This is a genomic window from Lentilitoribacter sp. JB5-8, assembly GCF_055693385.1.
This window is the reverse complement of sequence record NZ_CM146332.1, coordinates 1,976,578-1,993,394: the sequence shown is the minus strand read 5'-3', so window position 1 is coordinate 1,993,394 and position 16,817 is coordinate 1,976,578. Positions and strand designations below refer to the sequence as shown.

Annotated in this window: 20 protein-coding genes; 6 read left to right on the top strand and 14 right to left on the bottom strand. The window is 44.1% G+C overall.

What is annotated here, in order from left to right; translation table 11 throughout:
* Positions 1 to 66: 66 nt before the first annotated feature.
* From ACZ1GZ_RS09550 to ACZ1GZ_RS09540, 3 genes are read right to left on the bottom strand one after another with little or no spacing between them, the layout of a single operon-like run.
* Positions 67 to 1,269, bottom strand: coding sequence for an MFS transporter (locus tag ACZ1GZ_RS09550; protein ID WP_472664621.1), 1,203 nt, complete (start codon positions 1,267 to 1,269; stop codon positions 67 to 69).
* Between the two features lie 46 nt (positions 1,270 to 1,315).
* Entirely contained in the window at positions 1,316 to 1,996 is a 681-nt protein-coding gene (locus ACZ1GZ_RS09545) for an HTTM domain-containing protein (protein ID WP_472664620.1), read from the bottom strand.
* Positions 1,993 to 2,259, bottom strand: a complete 267-nt coding sequence (locus ACZ1GZ_RS09540) for a hypothetical protein (RefSeq protein WP_472664619.1) — start codon at positions 2,257 to 2,259, stop codon at positions 1,993 to 1,995. Before ACZ1GZ_RS09540 ends, ACZ1GZ_RS09545 begins: the two co-directional genes overlap by 4 nt.
* Positions 2,260 to 2,650: 391 nt before the next feature.
* On the opposite strand from ACZ1GZ_RS09540, the gene ACZ1GZ_RS09535 reads away from it, so the two are divergent.
* The gene (locus ACZ1GZ_RS09535; protein WP_472664618.1) at positions 2,651 to 3,643 is read left to right on the top strand and encodes a hypothetical protein; all 993 of its coding nucleotides are present in this window, start codon (positions 2,651 to 2,653) and stop codon (positions 3,641 to 3,643) included.
* Positions 3,644 to 3,653: 10 nt separating this feature from the next.
* Here ACZ1GZ_RS09535 and ACZ1GZ_RS09530 read toward each other — a convergent pair whose 3' ends face one another.
* Complete coding sequence (locus ACZ1GZ_RS09530) at positions 3,654 to 4,604, bottom strand: phytanoyl-CoA dioxygenase family protein (protein WP_472664617.1); 951 nt, start codon at positions 4,602 to 4,604, stop codon at positions 3,654 to 3,656.
* 149 nt (positions 4,605 to 4,753) lie between these two features.
* Between ACZ1GZ_RS09530 and ACZ1GZ_RS09525 the strand changes: the two genes are divergently transcribed.
* Positions 4,754 to 5,236 (top strand): GNAT family N-acetyltransferase, encoded by a 483-nt coding sequence (locus ACZ1GZ_RS09525; protein ID WP_472664616.1) that lies wholly within the window; start codon positions 4,754 to 4,756, stop codon positions 5,234 to 5,236.
* Between the two features lie 369 nt (positions 5,237 to 5,605).
* Here ACZ1GZ_RS09525 and ACZ1GZ_RS09520 read toward each other — a convergent pair whose 3' ends face one another.
* Entirely contained in the window at positions 5,606 to 5,851 is a 246-nt protein-coding gene (locus tag ACZ1GZ_RS09520) for a hypothetical protein (protein WP_472664615.1), read from the bottom strand.
* 169 nt (positions 5,852 to 6,020) lie between these two features.
* Positions 6,021 to 6,275: a hypothetical protein gene (locus ACZ1GZ_RS09515; protein WP_472664614.1), complete on the bottom strand. Its 255-nt coding sequence runs from the start codon at positions 6,273 to 6,275 to the stop codon at positions 6,021 to 6,023.
* 1,031 nt (positions 6,276 to 7,306) lie between these two features.
* Between ACZ1GZ_RS09515 and ACZ1GZ_RS09510 the strand changes: the two genes are divergently transcribed.
* On the top strand, positions 7,307 to 7,996 hold the full coding sequence (locus ACZ1GZ_RS09510; protein WP_472664613.1) for a response regulator transcription factor: 690 nt from the start codon (positions 7,307 to 7,309) through the stop codon (positions 7,994 to 7,996).
* Between the two features lie 24 nt (positions 7,997 to 8,020).
* Positions 8,021 to 8,422: a response regulator gene (locus ACZ1GZ_RS09505; RefSeq protein ID WP_472668274.1), complete on the top strand. Its 402-nt coding sequence runs from the start codon at positions 8,021 to 8,023 to the stop codon at positions 8,420 to 8,422.
* 484 nt (positions 8,423 to 8,906) lie between these two features.
* On the opposite strand, the gene ACZ1GZ_RS09500 is transcribed toward ACZ1GZ_RS09505, so the two are convergent.
* Positions 8,907 to 10,094 (bottom strand): alpha-D-ribose 1-methylphosphonate 5-triphosphate diphosphatase, encoded by a 1,188-nt coding sequence (locus tag ACZ1GZ_RS09500; RefSeq protein WP_472664612.1) that lies wholly within the window; start codon positions 10,092 to 10,094, stop codon positions 8,907 to 8,909.
* Positions 10,095 to 10,168: 74 nt separating this feature from the next.
* Between ACZ1GZ_RS09500 and ACZ1GZ_RS09495 the strand changes: the two genes are divergently transcribed.
* Positions 10,169 to 10,864: a DUF1045 domain-containing protein gene (locus tag ACZ1GZ_RS09495; protein WP_472664611.1), complete on the top strand. Its 696-nt coding sequence runs from the start codon at positions 10,169 to 10,171 to the stop codon at positions 10,862 to 10,864.
* Here the strand turns inward: ACZ1GZ_RS09495 and phnN are convergent.
* The 7 genes from phnN to phnG are packed head-to-tail and all read right to left on the bottom strand — an operon-like array spanning position 10,836 to position 15,905.
* On the bottom strand, positions 10,836 to 11,396 hold the full coding sequence (gene phnN / locus ACZ1GZ_RS09490; protein WP_472664610.1) for a phosphonate metabolism protein/1,5-bisphosphokinase (PRPP-forming) PhnN: 561 nt from the start codon (positions 11,394 to 11,396) through the stop codon (positions 10,836 to 10,838). The genes ACZ1GZ_RS09495 and phnN overlap by 29 nt on opposite strands.
* Positions 11,396 to 12,079 carry a phosphonate C-P lyase system protein PhnL gene (gene phnL / locus ACZ1GZ_RS09485; RefSeq protein WP_472664609.1) on the bottom strand — a complete coding sequence of 228 codons (684 nt, stop codon included), beginning with the start codon at positions 12,077 to 12,079 and terminating at the stop codon, positions 11,396 to 11,398. Before phnL ends, phnN begins: the two co-directional genes overlap by 1 nt.
* A 2-nt stretch (positions 12,080 to 12,081) precedes the next feature.
* Complete coding sequence (phnK, locus tag ACZ1GZ_RS09480) at positions 12,082 to 12,852, bottom strand: phosphonate C-P lyase system protein PhnK (RefSeq protein WP_472664608.1); 771 nt, start codon at positions 12,850 to 12,852, stop codon at positions 12,082 to 12,084.
* Complete coding sequence (locus ACZ1GZ_RS09475) at positions 12,849 to 13,724, bottom strand: alpha-D-ribose 1-methylphosphonate 5-phosphate C-P-lyase PhnJ (RefSeq protein WP_472664607.1); 876 nt, start codon at positions 13,722 to 13,724, stop codon at positions 12,849 to 12,851. Before ACZ1GZ_RS09475 ends, phnK begins: the two co-directional genes overlap by 4 nt.
* On the bottom strand, positions 13,721 to 14,866 hold the full coding sequence (locus ACZ1GZ_RS09470; protein ID WP_472664606.1) for a carbon-phosphorus lyase complex subunit: 1,146 nt from the start codon (positions 14,864 to 14,866) through the stop codon (positions 13,721 to 13,723). The genes ACZ1GZ_RS09475 and ACZ1GZ_RS09470 overlap by 4 nt, the downstream gene beginning before the upstream one ends.
* Positions 14,866 to 15,450: a phosphonate C-P lyase system protein PhnH gene (phnH, locus tag ACZ1GZ_RS09465; RefSeq protein WP_472664605.1), complete on the bottom strand. Its 585-nt coding sequence runs from the start codon at positions 15,448 to 15,450 to the stop codon at positions 14,866 to 14,868. Before phnH ends, ACZ1GZ_RS09470 begins: the two co-directional genes overlap by 1 nt.
* Positions 15,447 to 15,905: a phosphonate C-P lyase system protein PhnG gene (phnG, locus tag ACZ1GZ_RS09460; protein WP_472664604.1), complete on the bottom strand. Its 459-nt coding sequence runs from the start codon at positions 15,903 to 15,905 to the stop codon at positions 15,447 to 15,449. Before phnG ends, phnH begins: the two co-directional genes overlap by 4 nt.
* Before the next feature lie 99 nt (positions 15,906 to 16,004).
* Between phnG and phnF the strand changes: the two genes are divergently transcribed.
* Positions 16,005 to 16,754 (top strand): phosphonate metabolism transcriptional regulator PhnF, encoded by a 750-nt coding sequence (phnF, locus tag ACZ1GZ_RS09455; protein WP_472664603.1) that lies wholly within the window; start codon positions 16,005 to 16,007, stop codon positions 16,752 to 16,754.
* The last annotated feature ends 63 nt before the right edge of the window (positions 16,755 to 16,817 follow it).

The following is a 16,817-nucleotide window of genomic DNA, read 5'->3' as shown; positions in this document are numbered from 1 at the left end:
ATTTCCGTTTCCGTCCTGATAAATTACAAGCGTCTATTAAGACCAGTTTGTGCATCACTGGCAAGACTATGGTTTGACCTTATCCAAAGCTGCACGTGTCCGCGAGCGGAAAATTTCAAAACTAATAATGAATAAGACGACGAACAAAGTAGTCAAAATAAAAACGTGTGAAATGGGAAATACATCTGATAAAGCACCAATTGAGAGCGATGATAACTGCCCGCCAACAGTGGTTCCCAAAATCATTGCGATCGAAAAACTGGAGCTTCTATTTGGGTTTACGTCCATGGCTCTTGCCAAAAGAACCGGGAACATGGCGCCCATTCCAAAACCCATTACGACATTTGCTAAGATTTGAAGCTCAATATTGGTCGCGCTGATAATGCCTAAATTGCCAAGTAAGATCATCGCAAATAAGGTTCTGACGATCTTTGCATCATGAATTTTGTTTCCAATGATGATTGTTAAAACACGAATGAGTATCATTCCAACCAGAAATGCAGCATGAGAGACGCGTGAAACATCATCGTCAAGACCGATATCAATCGCGTAACTTACAAACCAAATATTGTGAGACCATTCAACAGCTCCCAAAAAACAAGCTGGAACAGCGAGAACCCAAATGGGAAGTTTCTCAAGACTTGGAAAACTGTTTGATTGAACGTTTGAATTTTCATCAACTTCAGCATCGCTGTGAGAAGACGATATTTTTGCCGAACGAAACAGCATAAAATAAGCCGCTGTACTTGTTAAAAACGCGATTGCTGCAATCAAAAACGGCGATTGCCATCCAAAGCCCGACGAAAAAAGCACAATCAGTAAAAGCGGTGAAATTACGTTCCCCAAACTGAAAACCACATCCAACGCCCCTAATGCCGATGCCCTGTTTTTGGTAAATGTTTGCCCGACAAATGTGTGTCCTGCCGTAAACGAGACACCACCCATGGTGCCCAGCAACAAAAAGCTCGTTAAATATTGTATAAAGTTGGCACTGGCATATAAAAACAAACAAAACAGCGCCGACAGCAAAGCCGCTCCAGACAAAATTACACCAATTTTAAATCGGTCCAATAGGTATTTTGAGCCTAAAGAGCCAATGCTGAATCCGGTTGACCAAAGGATAAAAATAAGGCCACTTTGCGTGCCGGACAACGAGAATGCACTCACCGTTTCAGGCATTAAAGGTCCAACCACCAGCGCCATTGCACCCCAAATAAAAAATGTGAATGCGATAGCGGCATAAAGATAAATATTGAAAAATTTATGCAATTGATCCGTTCCAATTCATAAGCATTTGGGCAATTGGCAAAAGGGTTTAGATGAATTGGCCCTGGAACCACAAGAGTGATGGATAGGCACATAACCAAATCCAGAAGAACCGATTTAAACCAAATAGAAACGCGTTTGCCAAGTGAAATATTGCTGCGATCAAAAGCGCGATATAAAGCGCATATTGGTTTAATAACGCAAATGGAAACGCAAGTTCAAATCCCATAACACACCAAGACATAACACGCAGCAATTTGGGTTGATCTGCAAAATGTCTTAGTTGTTTTGAAACAGGATAGATCGTAAAAGCAAACACGTCCTGTAATGCCCTGCCCGTTCGCCACTCAGCATTTACAATTTTCACCCATCCAGAAATAAAATACGATAAAATCAATTGGATAGCTAAATAACCAAACGCGATTTGCTGCCAAAATATATCCGGTGCAATATGTGCAAGTGCAAGGCACATGAGAATTAGCAATCCCATGCGATCGCTTCCACCGTTATAAGGGCCTTTGAAACGTTTTAGGATGAAAAGCGACAACCCGAGCAAGCCGATAAGCACCCATTGAGTTATAATCCCAAAGACCAAAACAAGACTGAGAAATAGCCTAATGGAAAACAGTATTTTCTCATCACGCGGGCGATGCAAATGCTCAAGGGACTGTTGAATAAACGCAAGACCAAGCATAATTTCGGTAAGACGCAGCGCAAGATCAATACTCATGCAGCACCCTTTAATGAAAGCTTCTTTGCCTTGGAGATATATACAATATGTTTTTCCAAATCCTCATTTTGGCGAGAAATGAAAGCTAAGCGAAACTTCAAATATTGCCCCGTTTGTTTGATCAAACCTGCATCAACATCTTGCTCAATGCGCGCAAATATTTCGCGCGCGCTATGATTTGCATATTCACGTTCATCCTTTATCAGCCGTTCTGCACAACTAGAGACAAATAAAGTTTCATTGCGAGCCGGATTGTAGAGCATTCGTATAAGCATAGTGCCAAACGAATGATTATCTGGTTTGGGGTGATATTCGGTCCAAGTCTGAACATCCGTTTCTTTGTCAAACCATGCGTATTCAATACGAGGACTTGGCGCGATTGAATCAAAAAACCGCCATGACGGTATAAGTGCCGGTAATAGAAGCAAAACTGGTTTTAAAAGAGATTGGATTGTCAGAGCCGCATTCCCGCGCTAAGTTACACCTTGGGTCAATTTTGTGTGTTGTATGACCAGGTTACCAAATTCAAAAAGAGTGTGTCATTTTATGTAAAAATAGCAAGGCGGCAAGAACGTGGGCTCGTTTATTCCTCTTTGTCCAACATATTCAGTGACACAATCATACTCAAACTTGGCGGTTTGATGAGGTTTCTGAATGAAGTTAATTTACACAAATGGCGATTCAGCCGGCACCAAAATTGAAGAACTCAAACTGGCCGATAAGGTTGTGCTATGGCGCGACATTTTACACGAAGGGCCAGTCGAAGGTCATATGCCACTCGCCAAACGCTCTGAAGCACGGGCGAATTTTATCCAAAAATTTGATGGTGGCGACCTCCAAGATATCCTTCAAGGTTTTAAAGAACGCGATAAAACCTTGTTTTATCTTAATGAATATGAACGCGTTGAACTCTGGTTTGAGCATGATTTATATGACCAATTGCAACTCTTGCAGATATTAGATTTTGCGCACCATAATTTGGAACAGCAGGATTTTTATCTTGTCCAATCTGATAACTATCTCGGCGAGATGGATAATGATGCTTTTCAAGCACTTACGACCCTTGCCAAACCTGTCACACAAGAAATGAAAGCTTATGCTGCAAAAGCATGGCGTGCGCTGACACAGAAAACACCGGATGATTTAATCCGCGTATTAGACAATCAAGACATGCCATTCGTTGCACCTGCTATTCGACGTCTGGTGATGGAATATCCGGATAGTCAGTCTGGACTACCAACATCTATTTTCAACGCACTCACTTTGCTTTTGAACGGTCCAACAGAAATTGGACGGCTGTTTCATCACATGCAAAATTGCGAGCTTGCAAAGTTTATGGGGGATCTGTCTTTTGCGCGGTATATCGATGAACTTGGCACATGTGTCACCCCGGTGATCGCCGGACACAACGTGATTTACTCCACTTCAAAAGCTTCCGGGCGGCAAAATGGCGATCAAATTCAAAACTATTTCAAGCAGAAAATACATTTAACAGAATTTGGCAAGCAGGTCATGGAGCGTAACGCCAACCACGTCATGCAAAATGGAATTGACCGCTGGATTTGCGGTGTGCATCTCACAGCGGACAATCTATATTTTTATGACATGAAACGCGCCAAAATCGTACGCGAATCGTGTGTGGATTAAGCGTTTTAAACTACCAAGGTTTAGAACCAAGCAGCTTTTCACCCAATTCAGTTAAAACCGCTGGTGCTGCGTTTTTCTTTTCCCATTCGCGCGGATCACCGGGAAAATCTGGTCGGTTCGGCGGCTCCATTTCACGCCATAAACGCACGCGCTCCTCTCGCTCCTCAACATTGTCATATTCTGCAGGATGCATAGAGATATATTGCGCCATACGCACGCGGTTATCAGAAAAATTCGGTCTCACACCATGTGCCAGCAACGAATTAAATATCATTAAATCACCCGGTTCCATTGAGATGTCTTCGCGCTCTAACCCCGTTGCATCTGGTAAGATCGGATTGCGATCTTCTGGCTGAGTTTTCTCCCATTCGTCGAAATGCTCAAACAAATATGGGATACATTGGAAACCACCGGTTTCACTGTCTTGTTTCTTTAAACTTAAAACGCCTTGAACACCAATTGGTAAAGGGCGCTGCTTTGTATCAACATCCCAATGTATAAAGCCCAATTGTTCGCCCGACTTATCTTGTTTTGGAGGGTTAAGATTTGCACGATCAATTGTTGTCCAAAGCTCTTCGGTGTCCCAAATATCAACGAAAGCATCATAAACGCGCTGTTCCATTCGGTTATCCCAAAGATATTGATGATTATATATCTCAACCATGCCGGCATTGTTTAACTCGGCACGAACATGCGGACGTCGCTCAGGAGCATACCAGCTTGACGGATCATCTGGATCCTTTTCGTCAAATTCCCAAAGCAATTCTGCCAATCTGTCAGCATTTTCCTTAGGCACGGCATTGCGGACTATGACATAGCCTTTGGTAATCCAATGTTGCCAATCGTCCTCGCTTAAAACACGTAGTGGCAGTTTCTTTTTAATATCTTTTAGTTGAGTGGTAACTTTAGAACTAATTGGATGGCTGATATCCGCTGCGGTGGGCTGCTCTGCTGCTCTCATTTTATCCTCCCAAATTCAATGAGTTTGAATGATACGATAACAAGAATAAAAATTGTTTCAAGCGGTTATGAAAATCTGGTTTTAAGATATTGGATCTGCCTTCAATATATGCAATGGATCCCAAGTAAATTTTAATCAGAGATACCAACATGTCCAGCACACTTGTTCGCCCAGCAACGGCTAAAGACGCATCCATCATTCGCGGATTTATTCTTGAGCTTGCTATTTATGAAAAAGAGCCAGATGCCGTGAAGGTGACTGAAGCGGAACTTGCAGCTCAGCTTTCTTCAGACCGTCCGCCATTTGAAGCATTGATTGCCGAACTGGACGGCACACCCGTTGGTTTTGCGCTGTTTTTCCAAAGCTATTCAACCTGGGAAGGCAAAGCAGGGCTTTATTTAGAAGACCTTTACGTAAGCCCTGAGCACCGCGGCAATAAAATTGGTACAGCGTTATTTCGCCAGCTAAGTCAAATCGCACTAGATCGCGGATATGCGCGCATAGATTGGCAGGTTCTTGATTGGAACGAGCCAAGCATCAAATATTACCAGTCCATTCAAGGTCAAATCCGAAAAGACTGGTATCCTTGCCGATTGGAAGGCGATGGGATTGTTGCACTTTCGAAATCGTAAACCGTCTCTCTTAAGCAAAAAAGCCCACGCGGATTGAACGCGGGGCTTTTTCGTGTTGGTTAGAAACAAACTTAAAAAATAACCAACAGGAGTGTAACTGATTTGTATTCAGTTGGTATTTGGCTTGAAGTTTGTTGTCTTTAATAAGGTTTAATCAGATGGGGTCTTTGCTCGTTGATCATTTAGCATTGGTCGAGAAAAGAGCCCGGCAGGAATATCGCGTTGATGTGTATGGGGTGACCGTTGAGGTTTAACGGTTTTAAATAATCGCGATATCCGAGCAACGGGCTCTGGTTCTGTAACTTTACATCTGTTTGGATGGCATTTGGGAGGGATATGCCATCCTTGGTCAGATGATCGTCTTACTGATTATCCAAGTGTGCGGAATTCAGATGGTGACAATTTACCATTGCTATCAGCGTCAGCTGCGTTGAAGTCTGCACGGTCCCATTGACCCGTTTTGTTGCGAAGCTCTTTGTATTGAATGAAGCCATCACCAAGTGTGTTGAGTTCATTGGTAACGCCACGGTCGCTTTCAACTTGGTGGAAAGATAGTGCAGACGCACCAGACACAGCCATCATTGATACAGCAGCAAGAGCAATAAGAGTTTTCATAATTTTAGTCCTTTTAAGTGTGGTGCGTTTAAGTTTGTGGAGCACCGATTGTTTCATAAATGTGGTTGGTTGTTTTCAGAAGCCCTGATCCTGATAGGGAGGATATAGGAGCAAGGCTTCTAAAAAGGAGGTCGTTTGAATTAACGCTTTTGGGGATTAGCCACCGATATTATCCAATTGTGCGGAATTCAGTTGGTGACAATTTACCATTGCCGTTTGCATCGGCTGCATCAAAGTCAGCTGCAGAAACGCCTGGGATAGCATCGCTAAGTTCTTTGTAGCTGATTTGACCGTCGCCAGCGCCGATTGCTGCAATAGCGTCTTGGTTGCCGATATTGTGGTTGTCAACTTGACCGAAAGACAGTGCAGAAGCACCAGATACAGCCATCATTGATACAGTAGCAAGAGCGATAAGAGTTTTCATAATTTTAGTCCTTTTAAGTGTGGTGCGTTTAAGTTTGTTTGTGGTGCACCGGTTTGTTTCAATTAAAGTTTCAAGTTTGTTTTTATCAAAGCGCTTCAGGGTGTTTTGTGGAAACCCGTGTTCGTTTCGATGAGCTAAATGTAGGGTGGAAAAACGAGGAAATAAATTAACATATACACACGCATCCGTGAGCTTGCGTGTGAAGAGATGATGAATTGTGTGATGGGTAAGGGCTAAAGCCTTACAAACAAAGGTTAACGCGGATTAAGAATTCACAAAGGTGCTCGCGAAAAAAGACTAAACTTTTTTCAAAACAACTATTTTTTCTGCACAAAGGGCAAGAAACACCCCGGTTAAAGTGTGCAACTGTGAGCGTATGTGAGCGTTATGGTGAGAAAATACACCATCAATCTGATCAAAAATCTTGGAAATAGCTAAAGATTATCGTTTAGGACGTTCAGATAAGCCACATTTGTATAACTAATCGTCATTTAGCTCTGTCATGTGGAATCATATAACCAATTAGCTCCTCATTACGGCGCGTTTCCTCTTCATTGGAATTACAGTCAGACTAGAGAACGCGTAAATAAATCTAATTTTGGTACGATTTTTCGATTTTTTCAGGTAATTATTACTAAAACCGCCTTATTTTGCGCATATTCCCACCAAATTATCTATAAGTTCAATAAAAATGTTTATTTTTAACAAAAAGCAGCATAATCAGGTTCGAGGGTCCTTATTCCGTAATTCTACTGAATCGCTTTGTAAGGCGACCCTATCAACGTTAAGGTCGCGGAATGATATTAGCATTTTATCAAAATAGTATTTGCCTTAAGGACGTTATTCGATTCTTAATTGCTAATACATGCCATGGCGTTGCAGCGAACATTTCCTTGCTTAAATATGCGGGAATGAAATTGATACAAAGAAGGGATTTTTCCGTTTGTATTCTTTCCATTTAGTATATATAAGCGCTGAAACCCTTTATTTGAGGGGATTCTACGGGGCAATTTTCTATCGGGGGGAAAGTTATGTCGATGATTACAACCGATTTTCTTTCCGATATTGAGAACGCCGTCAACAATCTCGATTTCTACCGTCTATATAAAGTTATGTGCCGCTATTATCATATTGATATGTTAGCGTTGCTGGATTTGAACACCTGGCCTGATGATAATAATATTAATGCAGCCTGTGTGGCGATTGATAGCTCAGATGGGGTACCAGCTAACTTAAATGTATTGACCATTGGCGAAGAGAACATGATTTTCTCACAAGCCAAATCATCCATTGTTCCTAAAATTTGGACACAGGAAGAGACATCTGAATCTTTTGATTTTTATGAAGGGTCCGTAAATTCTTGCGCCGTGACCTTTCCTATCCATTCTGCAACATCACGGCATTATGTGTTGGTTGGTTTGATGCAGAAAAACAATATTAAAAAGTTGCCGCTTGCAGAAGCCCACTATCATTCATCTTTAATTTTCCAAAAGTACCACGAAACAGTTTTGGTTCCGAGCAGCTTGCCAACTGTAACACCACGCGAATTGCAGGTGTTAAAATGGAGTGCGGAAGGCAAGACATCCCAGGAAATTGCTGTGATCCTAAGTTTATCCGAGCACACAGTGAATTCCTATACGGCAAGAGTGCAGCAGAAGCTGCAAGTTAATAATCGAGCACAAATGGTGGCGGCAGCAATTCGCACCGGCCTTATTCAGTAGCAGATGAGCGATAACTTGGCTGACATGGACACGAAATCTACTAAAATCAAATTGCTTTTCGTGGATGACGATCCAACTGAATTTGAAATTATGCAAAGTTTATGTCGCGACACCGAAAACCATAAGATTGACCTGGTGTGCAAGCAAACAATCGAGGAAGCCTGCGAAACCCTAGGCGCGCAGGAAATAGACATGATCTTGCTTGATAATCAGCTACTTTTTGAAGATGACTTTCGAAAATCTGCACCCAAATTACGCGCTCAAGGATATACCGGCCCCATTGGTATTGTTTCAACGAATGTGAGAACTGATTACTTTAATGACTTTGAAGAATATGGTGCCGATTTCCGTATAGGTAAAGACGAACTTGACCGGCCTACCATCTTTCACATCATCAATGAGTTTGCTCCAAAAAATGTCGTCTAATATCAGACTTTATTTTACACATTCTCTGGCTTTAGCATTCTGAGAACTTTGAGCGTCGAGCCAGCGAAATTCACATCCTGTTACAATCTGCACAGATAAGTGTTGTGACATGTAATTAGCCCATGTGTTACATCAACTTACGTCATTTTACGCCGACGATAACAGTAAAAGTATCTTTTGTACTTAATTTCCTTGCGTACCAATTCAGTTCAATTTGCATTCCATGGCCCCTTAGAAGGTGACCCTATCCCTAACACAAGGTCATTTTAAAAAATTTCTGCCATCAAATGGGATTGATCAACCGATTTGGCAACAAAGATGAAGAATTATGGTTGATCGGCATCCGCCGCGCCGATGGACCTTAAGGAGTATCCCTTACTCCAGAATTCGAGATAAAAATTTTGGGAAGCCATACCCCTTTACTAAAGGTCGAGACATGTCTTGTCTGACTTTAGCAAAGGGGAATTTTTTTGCAGTAAATGCATTATGCAACGCGGTTTCCTGAGACCCATAATCCTCTGGTCATCGGCAACGAATTGGCGACTTTAAAGCGCAAGATATCAGCGCGCTGACCAATGGCCAATTCACCACGGTCTTTAAGACCTGCAGCTTTTGCCGGTGCTGATGTCGCTTTAGCCAAGCCATTTGCCATGTTACCGCTTTCAAGACCCAATCTAACAGAAGCTGCAAGCAAAGATGACGGTGCATAATCTGATGAGAAGATATCCAATAGGTCATGCTCGACGAGTTCATGTGCAGCAACATTACCTGAATGAGATCCACCGCGAAGCAGATTTGGTGCACCCATCATCACGCCAATTCCATGGGCGCGGCATGCACGTGCAGCCTCAAGCGTGGTGGGAAATTCGGCAACGCCAACACCCGTTTTAACCGACGCGAGCACATCGCTTTCCGTTGTGTCATCATGGCTTGCAAGAATTGCCCCCATCTCGCGACCTTTGTTTGAAGCAGCATCATTGTGGCGTTGACCGTTTTCAGCTTGTAGCTTTTTAAGACGATCAAAATGCGCTTCAATCTCCGGATCAGTCATTGAATGCTTCCCGCGAAGATATTCTGCCAATTTTGCAGAATCACGAAATTGTCTTTGGCCGGGGGTATGGTCCATCAAACTTACGATACCCACCTGATCTTCTGCGCTAAACTCTTCGATTTCCTCGATCAGCGTTTCTGAGCAAATTTCAGCGCGCAAATGCAAAAGGTGATTAATACGCAGCAGATTTTGTGTGCGCATGTCGCCAATATTCGTCGCAACTTCCCGCGCATATTTGCTGTAGCCACCACGTTTGCCTTCAGATGGCAAAGAACCAACGCGCAAAGCATCAAACACGGTCGAAATACCTACACCTGCAAGCTCCGCATCATGAGAGATAATCGCCGCCTGTTTTGGCCAATGGGCACCAGGACGCGGCTGCAAGTGGCGTTCTAAATTATCAGTATGTAATTCAACAAGTCCGGGAGATAAATAATCACCCTCACAGTCTATCCCGCGCACTGAAACACTGGATGCGTCGATATCGGTGATCAGGCCGTTTTCCACTTTCAACGAACCTTTGACCACTTCATCTCCAATGAGAAGCTGCGCATTTGTAAACACCACCTCATTAACCGGAAGTGCTTGTGTTTGCTGATCGATGATCTGGTGATTATTCATGGAAATACCTATTTCGTAACAATGCTGTAATATTGTTGTGGTTGTGTGACATAAACTAAGTATGGAACAGTTTTATGACGCTTTTTAAACGTGTGGCGATCTTCTTCGCACCCGGCTCTCAAACCGCTCTTTGGGAATTTGGTGGCAATTGGTTGGGATGGGATGTAGAGCATGCGAAAAGCGTTGCTCACCCCGACATTGATGGCCTGCCTGGGCCAATTGAAAGTTTGGTTGCAACGCCGCAAAAATATGGTTTTCATGGCACGCTCAAAGCGCCGTTTAGACTTCATGACGAAAAAATCATTGATGGTTTGAAGGCCGCGATGAAAGCATATTGCGATCAACATAAACCATTCACAATTGGAAAAATGAAAGTCGCGAGATTGGGTAGCTTCGTTGCGATTATTCAAGAAAACGCTTCTGATGAATTCGGTGAGTTTGCATCCGGAATTGTCACGCATTTCGATGATTTTAGAGCGCCCCTGAACGAAGAAGACATCGCCAAGCGGCGCGACAAATCCAGACTGACGCCACGACAAGATGAATTGATGCTCCAATGGGGCTATCCCTATATCTTTGAAGAGTTCAAGTTTCATCTCACACTCACCGGCAAACTATCTGAACAAAACGCACAAATTGTGTGTGATCGTTTGACCGACCATCTCAAACCAATATTGGACACACCCGTTGAAGCGGTTGATCTGTGTCTATATGGCGAAAGAGAAGATGGACGTTTTGAGATCATTGATCGCTTTCCGTTTCTGGGATGATCAATTTCTTTAACTGATCAACGGCCTGCTGCAGCTCTCCATCATTGGAAATCACGCTCATATTTTTAGCCTCAGGTACTTTGTAGCTAGCGCGCTTTAAGCGGCGTTCTACTTCGCTTGCTGTTTCTCGACCGCGATTTGATAAGCGTTTTGACAAGGTCTCATGGCTCGCCATGATCATGACGGTTTTAATGTCCGGATATCTTGCTTCAAAACTCGGTAAAGCTGAGCGTGAACCGTTGAAGACAACGATTTTTCCATCATAAAGAAGATCATCGATCTCTTTTGGGATGCCATATTCAAGGCCATGGGCGGACCAATCTAAAACAAAATCACCCTTGGCTTTTCTTTGCGCGAATTCTTCTGCGCTGACGCCAGTAAAATCTTCACCACCAGCTTCTTCCGGCCGGGTGATGGCGCGTTTGACCAAATGCACATCCGGACACTGCTCTTTCAAGGCAAACATTATGGAATCCTTCCCTACCCCGGAAGGTCCTATGATTGTGATGAGTTGGCCCGATGCGTTGTCCATTATGCGGCTGCCTTTGGTGTGAAGATCGAAACATCGATCTGCTGATCGCAGACCCTATCACGCGCTGCTTCATCATGGAAAATACCGATGATCGCTGCACCACGCGCTTTGGCGTCTTCGATCAGTGTCAGCACTGTTTCTCGATTTTTAGCATCCAAACTCGCTGTCGGTTCATCCAACAACATAGCAGGATATTCATGTGCAAATCCGCGCGCGATATTAACACGCTGCTGCTCACCACCTGAAAATGTCAGCGGTGATAATTGCCATAGATTTTGCGGAATACGCAGGCGTGTAAGAAGCTCTTTCGCACGATCTTCTGCAGTGTTTGCATCAACACCGATTTTCAAGAGCGGCTCAGCGACAACATTTAAAGTCGACACACGCGGTACCACACGCAAGAACTGGCTGACATAACCTAAAGTCGATTTGCGCAATTCAATGATTTCACGCGGTTCAGCTTGAACAACATCCACACCATTGATCAAAATCTCGCCTTCCTGGGTGAGATAATTGCCGTAAATCATGCGCATGAGCGTTGATTTACCTGAGCCTGAATTCCCCGTTAAAGCAACGCATTGCCCAGGTTTTACCGACAGATTTGCATCACGCATAACATTGATCGATGTTGCGCTTTGATTGTGCAATGTGAAGGTTTTTGATACGTTTTTAATCTCAATCATGACTATACCTGTAAAACTGAAGACACGAGCAATTGGGTGTATGCATCTTGCGGATCATCAAGCACCTGATCGGTGAGACCGCTTTCAACAACGTGGCCTGATTTCATCACCATCAATCGATCTGCTAGCAGGCGAACTACGGCCAAATCGTGGGTTACGATGATGGCTGACAATCCTAATTCACGCACAAGGCTGCGAATAAGATCCAGCAAGCGCGCTTGCACGGACACATCGAGACCACCTGTTGGCTCATCCATGAAGACAAGGCGTGGGCCTGTGATCAGATTACGAGCGATTTGCAAACGTTGCTGCATGCCACCAGAAAATGCGCTTGGACGATCATCGATGCGCTCTTCGGAAATCTCGACCTTTTCAAGCCATTCGGTTGCCTGAGTTCTAATTTGGCCATAATGACGGTCGCCAACGGCCATGAGGCGTTCACCCATATTACCGCCCGCTGAAATACCCATCCGCAAGCCATCACGGGCATTTTGATGAACAAAGGCCCAATCTGTACGTGCAAGCATGCGACGCTCAGGCTCTGACATTTTCAACGTATCGCGCATGCCTTCAATTCGAGTGTTGAATAAAACTTCGCCTGTGTCAGGTTCTAAATGTCCAGCTAGGCAGTTGAGCAACGTGGATTTGCCCGACCCACTTTCGCCGACAATTCCCATAACTTCGCCAGGATAAAGATCGAACGAGACATCTTTACAGCCCAATCTCGCGCCGTAATTTTTCTCAATATTGTTAACTTGTAGTAGCGGTGTCATGATGTCGCTGCCTCTTGATTTTGTGGGGTACCTTGCGTGCCAACATGGCCCGCAGCACGTCTGCTTTCGCAATAGTCGGTGTCAGAGCAAACAAACATCCGCCCGCCATCATCATCGATGATCACTTCATCGAGATATGTATGATCTGCACCGCAAAGTGCGCAGCATCCGTCGGCCTTCATCGCTTCAAATGGGTAATCCTCAAAATCAAGGCTGACCGCCTTGGTGTAAGGCGGTACAGCGTAGATGCGTTGCTCACGCCCTGCCCCAAACAATTGGATCGCAGACATTTCTATTTTCGGATTATCAAACTTTGGAATTGGTGATGGGTCCATCACATAACGATCTTCGATTTTAAGCGGATAGGAATAGGACGTTGCGATCTGCCCATGCTGTGAAATATCTTCATAAAGCTTCACATACATAAGGCCATATTCTTCGAGCGCATGCATTTTCCGTGTTTCCGTTTCACGCGGCTCTAAAAAGCGTAATGGCTCAGGAATTGGCACCTGATACACCAAGATCTGATCTTCAGTGAGATCTTCTTCAGGGATACGGTGACGCGTTTGGATAAGCGTTGCTTCTGAAGTCGCTGCCGTTGTTTCTACCTCAGCTGTTTTTTCAAAGAACTTACGGATTGAAACCGCGTTCGTCGTGTCATCAGCACCTTGGTCGATGACTTTAAGCACGTCTTCTGGCATCAAACATGCAGCTGAAACCTGCACACCACCTGTACCCCATCCATAAGGCATTGGCATTTCGCGGCTGGCAAATGGCACTTGATAGCCAGGAATTGCCAAGCCTTTTAAGATCGCACGACGGATCATGCGTTTTGTTTGTTCATCCAAATAGGCAAAGTTATATTCGCTCATTCTGCTGCCTCCAAAGGCTGATTATCTTCTGACTTGGCAGCTTCTTGATGTGCCAATGCCTCTTTGCGAATTTTCCGGATCAGTTCGAGTTCAGATTGGAAATCAACGTAATGCGGCAATTTGATATGCTCCAAGAACCCGGTCGCTTGGATGTTATCGCAATGATAAAGCACAAACTCTTCATCCTGCGCAGGCGCACCAACAAAGTCCTCACCCAGCTCTTTCCAACGCATGGCACGATCAACCAACGCCATGGAAATGGCCTTACGCTCAGATTGACCAAAGACCAGACCGTAACCGCGCGTGAATTGCGGTGGCTCTTTTTTCGAACCCTTAAACTGGTTGACCGTCTCACATTCTGTGACCTGAATTTCACCAATATCAATTGAGAACCCTAGCTCAGGAATATCCATCTCCACATCGCAAAAACCGATGCGCAATTCGCCGACAAAAGCGTGGTTGCGGGCATATCCTCGCTGCGTCGAATAAGCCAATCCAAGCACGAAGCCTTCATCGCCTCTCGTCAACGCTTGCAAACGCAACGCACGAGATGCTGGTAATTCAAGCGGCTCGCGGGTTAGATCATCCGGCGTAGTATTGCTTTCCACTTCGGTTTGAATAAGGCCATCTTTGTTGAGAAACTCCGTGATATGCGGGATGTCTTTCGACTGTTCATGGACTTCATGATGAACTTTAAGTGTATCATATTCGTCATCCGATATTTGGTCATCACCTTCTGCTGCGAGTTTGAAATCGAGCAGTCGGTGTGTGTAGTCAAATGTTGGTCCTAAAATTTGCCCGCCCGGTGCATCTTTAAAGGTTGCTGAAATCCGGCGAATACAATTCATTTTGCCAGTATCAATTGGATTGGAATATCCAAATCTAGGCAATGTTGTCCGATAGGCACGCATCAAAAAGATGGCTTCAATTAAATCACCGCGTGATTGCTTTATCGCAAGTGCCGCAAGGTCTTGATCGTAGAGCGAACCCTCAGCCATCACACGCGCAACGGTTAAAGATAATTGCTCAATGATTTGTTTAAGCGACATGGCGGGCAATCTACGATCACCGCGACGTTCTTCAGATAGCCATTCATGCGCGGCATCAATGGCGCGCTCCCCACCTTTTACAGCTACATACATTAAACATTCTCCGCGCTGAGTTTGACTTTCGTTGTTCGTGGCAAGGCCGCAATTTTTTCACCAGATGTGAAGTAGAAATCGAGACCTAGTGGGAACAACATGGCGTTCTTTTTAAAAGCGGTTACTTCTGGCAACGAAAGCTGATGAGTGTCTTTAATCCCTGGGCCTGAAAGTTCAGTACCTGATGCTGTGAGTTCATCCCTTTCCACAATCAATGTTGTAGAGCGATCGGGATATTCAGGAGTACCAATCGGGAAATCATGCAATGGCTGTAAATCATCCCATGCACCCAATGCGAACATGCAGTTTTCGGCATCTGAAAAAGGTGAATTACAGTGGAACGTAATCCATTGCTTGATCTCTGGATTATCGAATTTCCCTGCAAGATAGATCGGTGTCTGTGCGTCACATAAAGTGAGAAGTAAGGAACCTGCCGCAGTTGATAATGGTGCGGGTGGGACAGCGACCGAAAGTTCCTCGATTGTGCCGGGCTTCGCCATCACATTCATGATTTTGCGGAAGCTTTGCGCTGATTCAACCGGTGCGTCTGTAAAGCCACCTTCCAATGAACTTGTTGCGGTCATGAGTCTTCTCCTCTAACCAATGTGAAGAAATCGACCTTCGTTTTGGCTGCTTTTTGTTCGCGATTTGCTTTAACGGCAGCAAGCGCATTTTCGATTGGTGTAATGATATTGGCAGCAAAAATATCAGCCTTTTCACCCTGCAAATAAGCATCGATGATCGCAGCTTTTTCAGCTTTGTCTTTGTCGCGCCCTTGCACATAGGCGTGACCTACATCGCCATTATCTAGTTTCAGCGAACAGCGCGTGACCGTCATTTCACCAAAATTAAACGGTGCACCTGTCGCCCCTGCTCTTGCTTGAACCATCACGCCGCCAATTTCTGGCTTGCGTAACCAAGTAAATTTGGGGGCCAGGCTATGACGCTCCACCACATCTGAAAATGTGTTTGATAGAAGCTCAGATGGTGCTTTTGCCAACACACTCATCCATTTTTTTCTTTCTAGCGAAGATTTCATCTAGACAAATTCCTAAATTATCTGCATATCTATACAACTAGACAAATATTGCACGATTTGTGTGTAATTTCCATGCTATTTTTGTGAAAGTTCTGTGACATGACTGAAAAAAGCCCTAAGGGTCGGAAAACAAAGGCTGTTTGGAAAACCATTGCTGAAATAATTCAGAGCGATATCTCAGATGGCATCTATAAACCGAGTGAAAAACTGCCCACCGAAGCTGAATTTGTCGAACGCTTTAAAGTCAATCGTCATACGGTTCGACATGCACTGTCGAGCCTTTCCGAAGATGGCATTGTCTTTTCCAAACAAGGATCTGGTGTGTTTGTCTCCGCTAATCCTGCGAAATATGAGATCGGAAAACGCGTTCGTTTTCACCAATCCATCGATGGTGAAGGACATAAAGCTAAGAAGCGGACCCTTCATTTTGAAACACGTGAGGCAACGAAAGAAGAAGCCAAGGCACTTAAGATTAAGACTGGAAGTCTTGTACACATTCATGAGGCTGTTGCCTTTATCAATGATCAGCCTGCAGCGCATTCAATTTCAGCCTACCCGGCCAATAGACTGCCGAATTTATTGAACAAACTTGTCGAGACAAATTCTGTCACAATAGCTTTGAAATCATGCGGTATAAAAGATTACTATCGTCTCGAAACACGTTTGACCGCAGTCTTGTGTAACGCAACGACAGCGATACATTTGGAACTAAAGCCTGGAGCGCCTTTATTGCGATCATTGGCGCTGAATTGCGACACGGATGGCAATATTATAGAATATGGCCGCACCTGGTTTTCGGGCAATAATATTGAACTTGTTATTAAAAATACTGACAATAAAATGTCATAAATACTTAGTCAACACGTAACAATACTTATATTGTACTGTCATAATATTTGATTAAAAATTCCC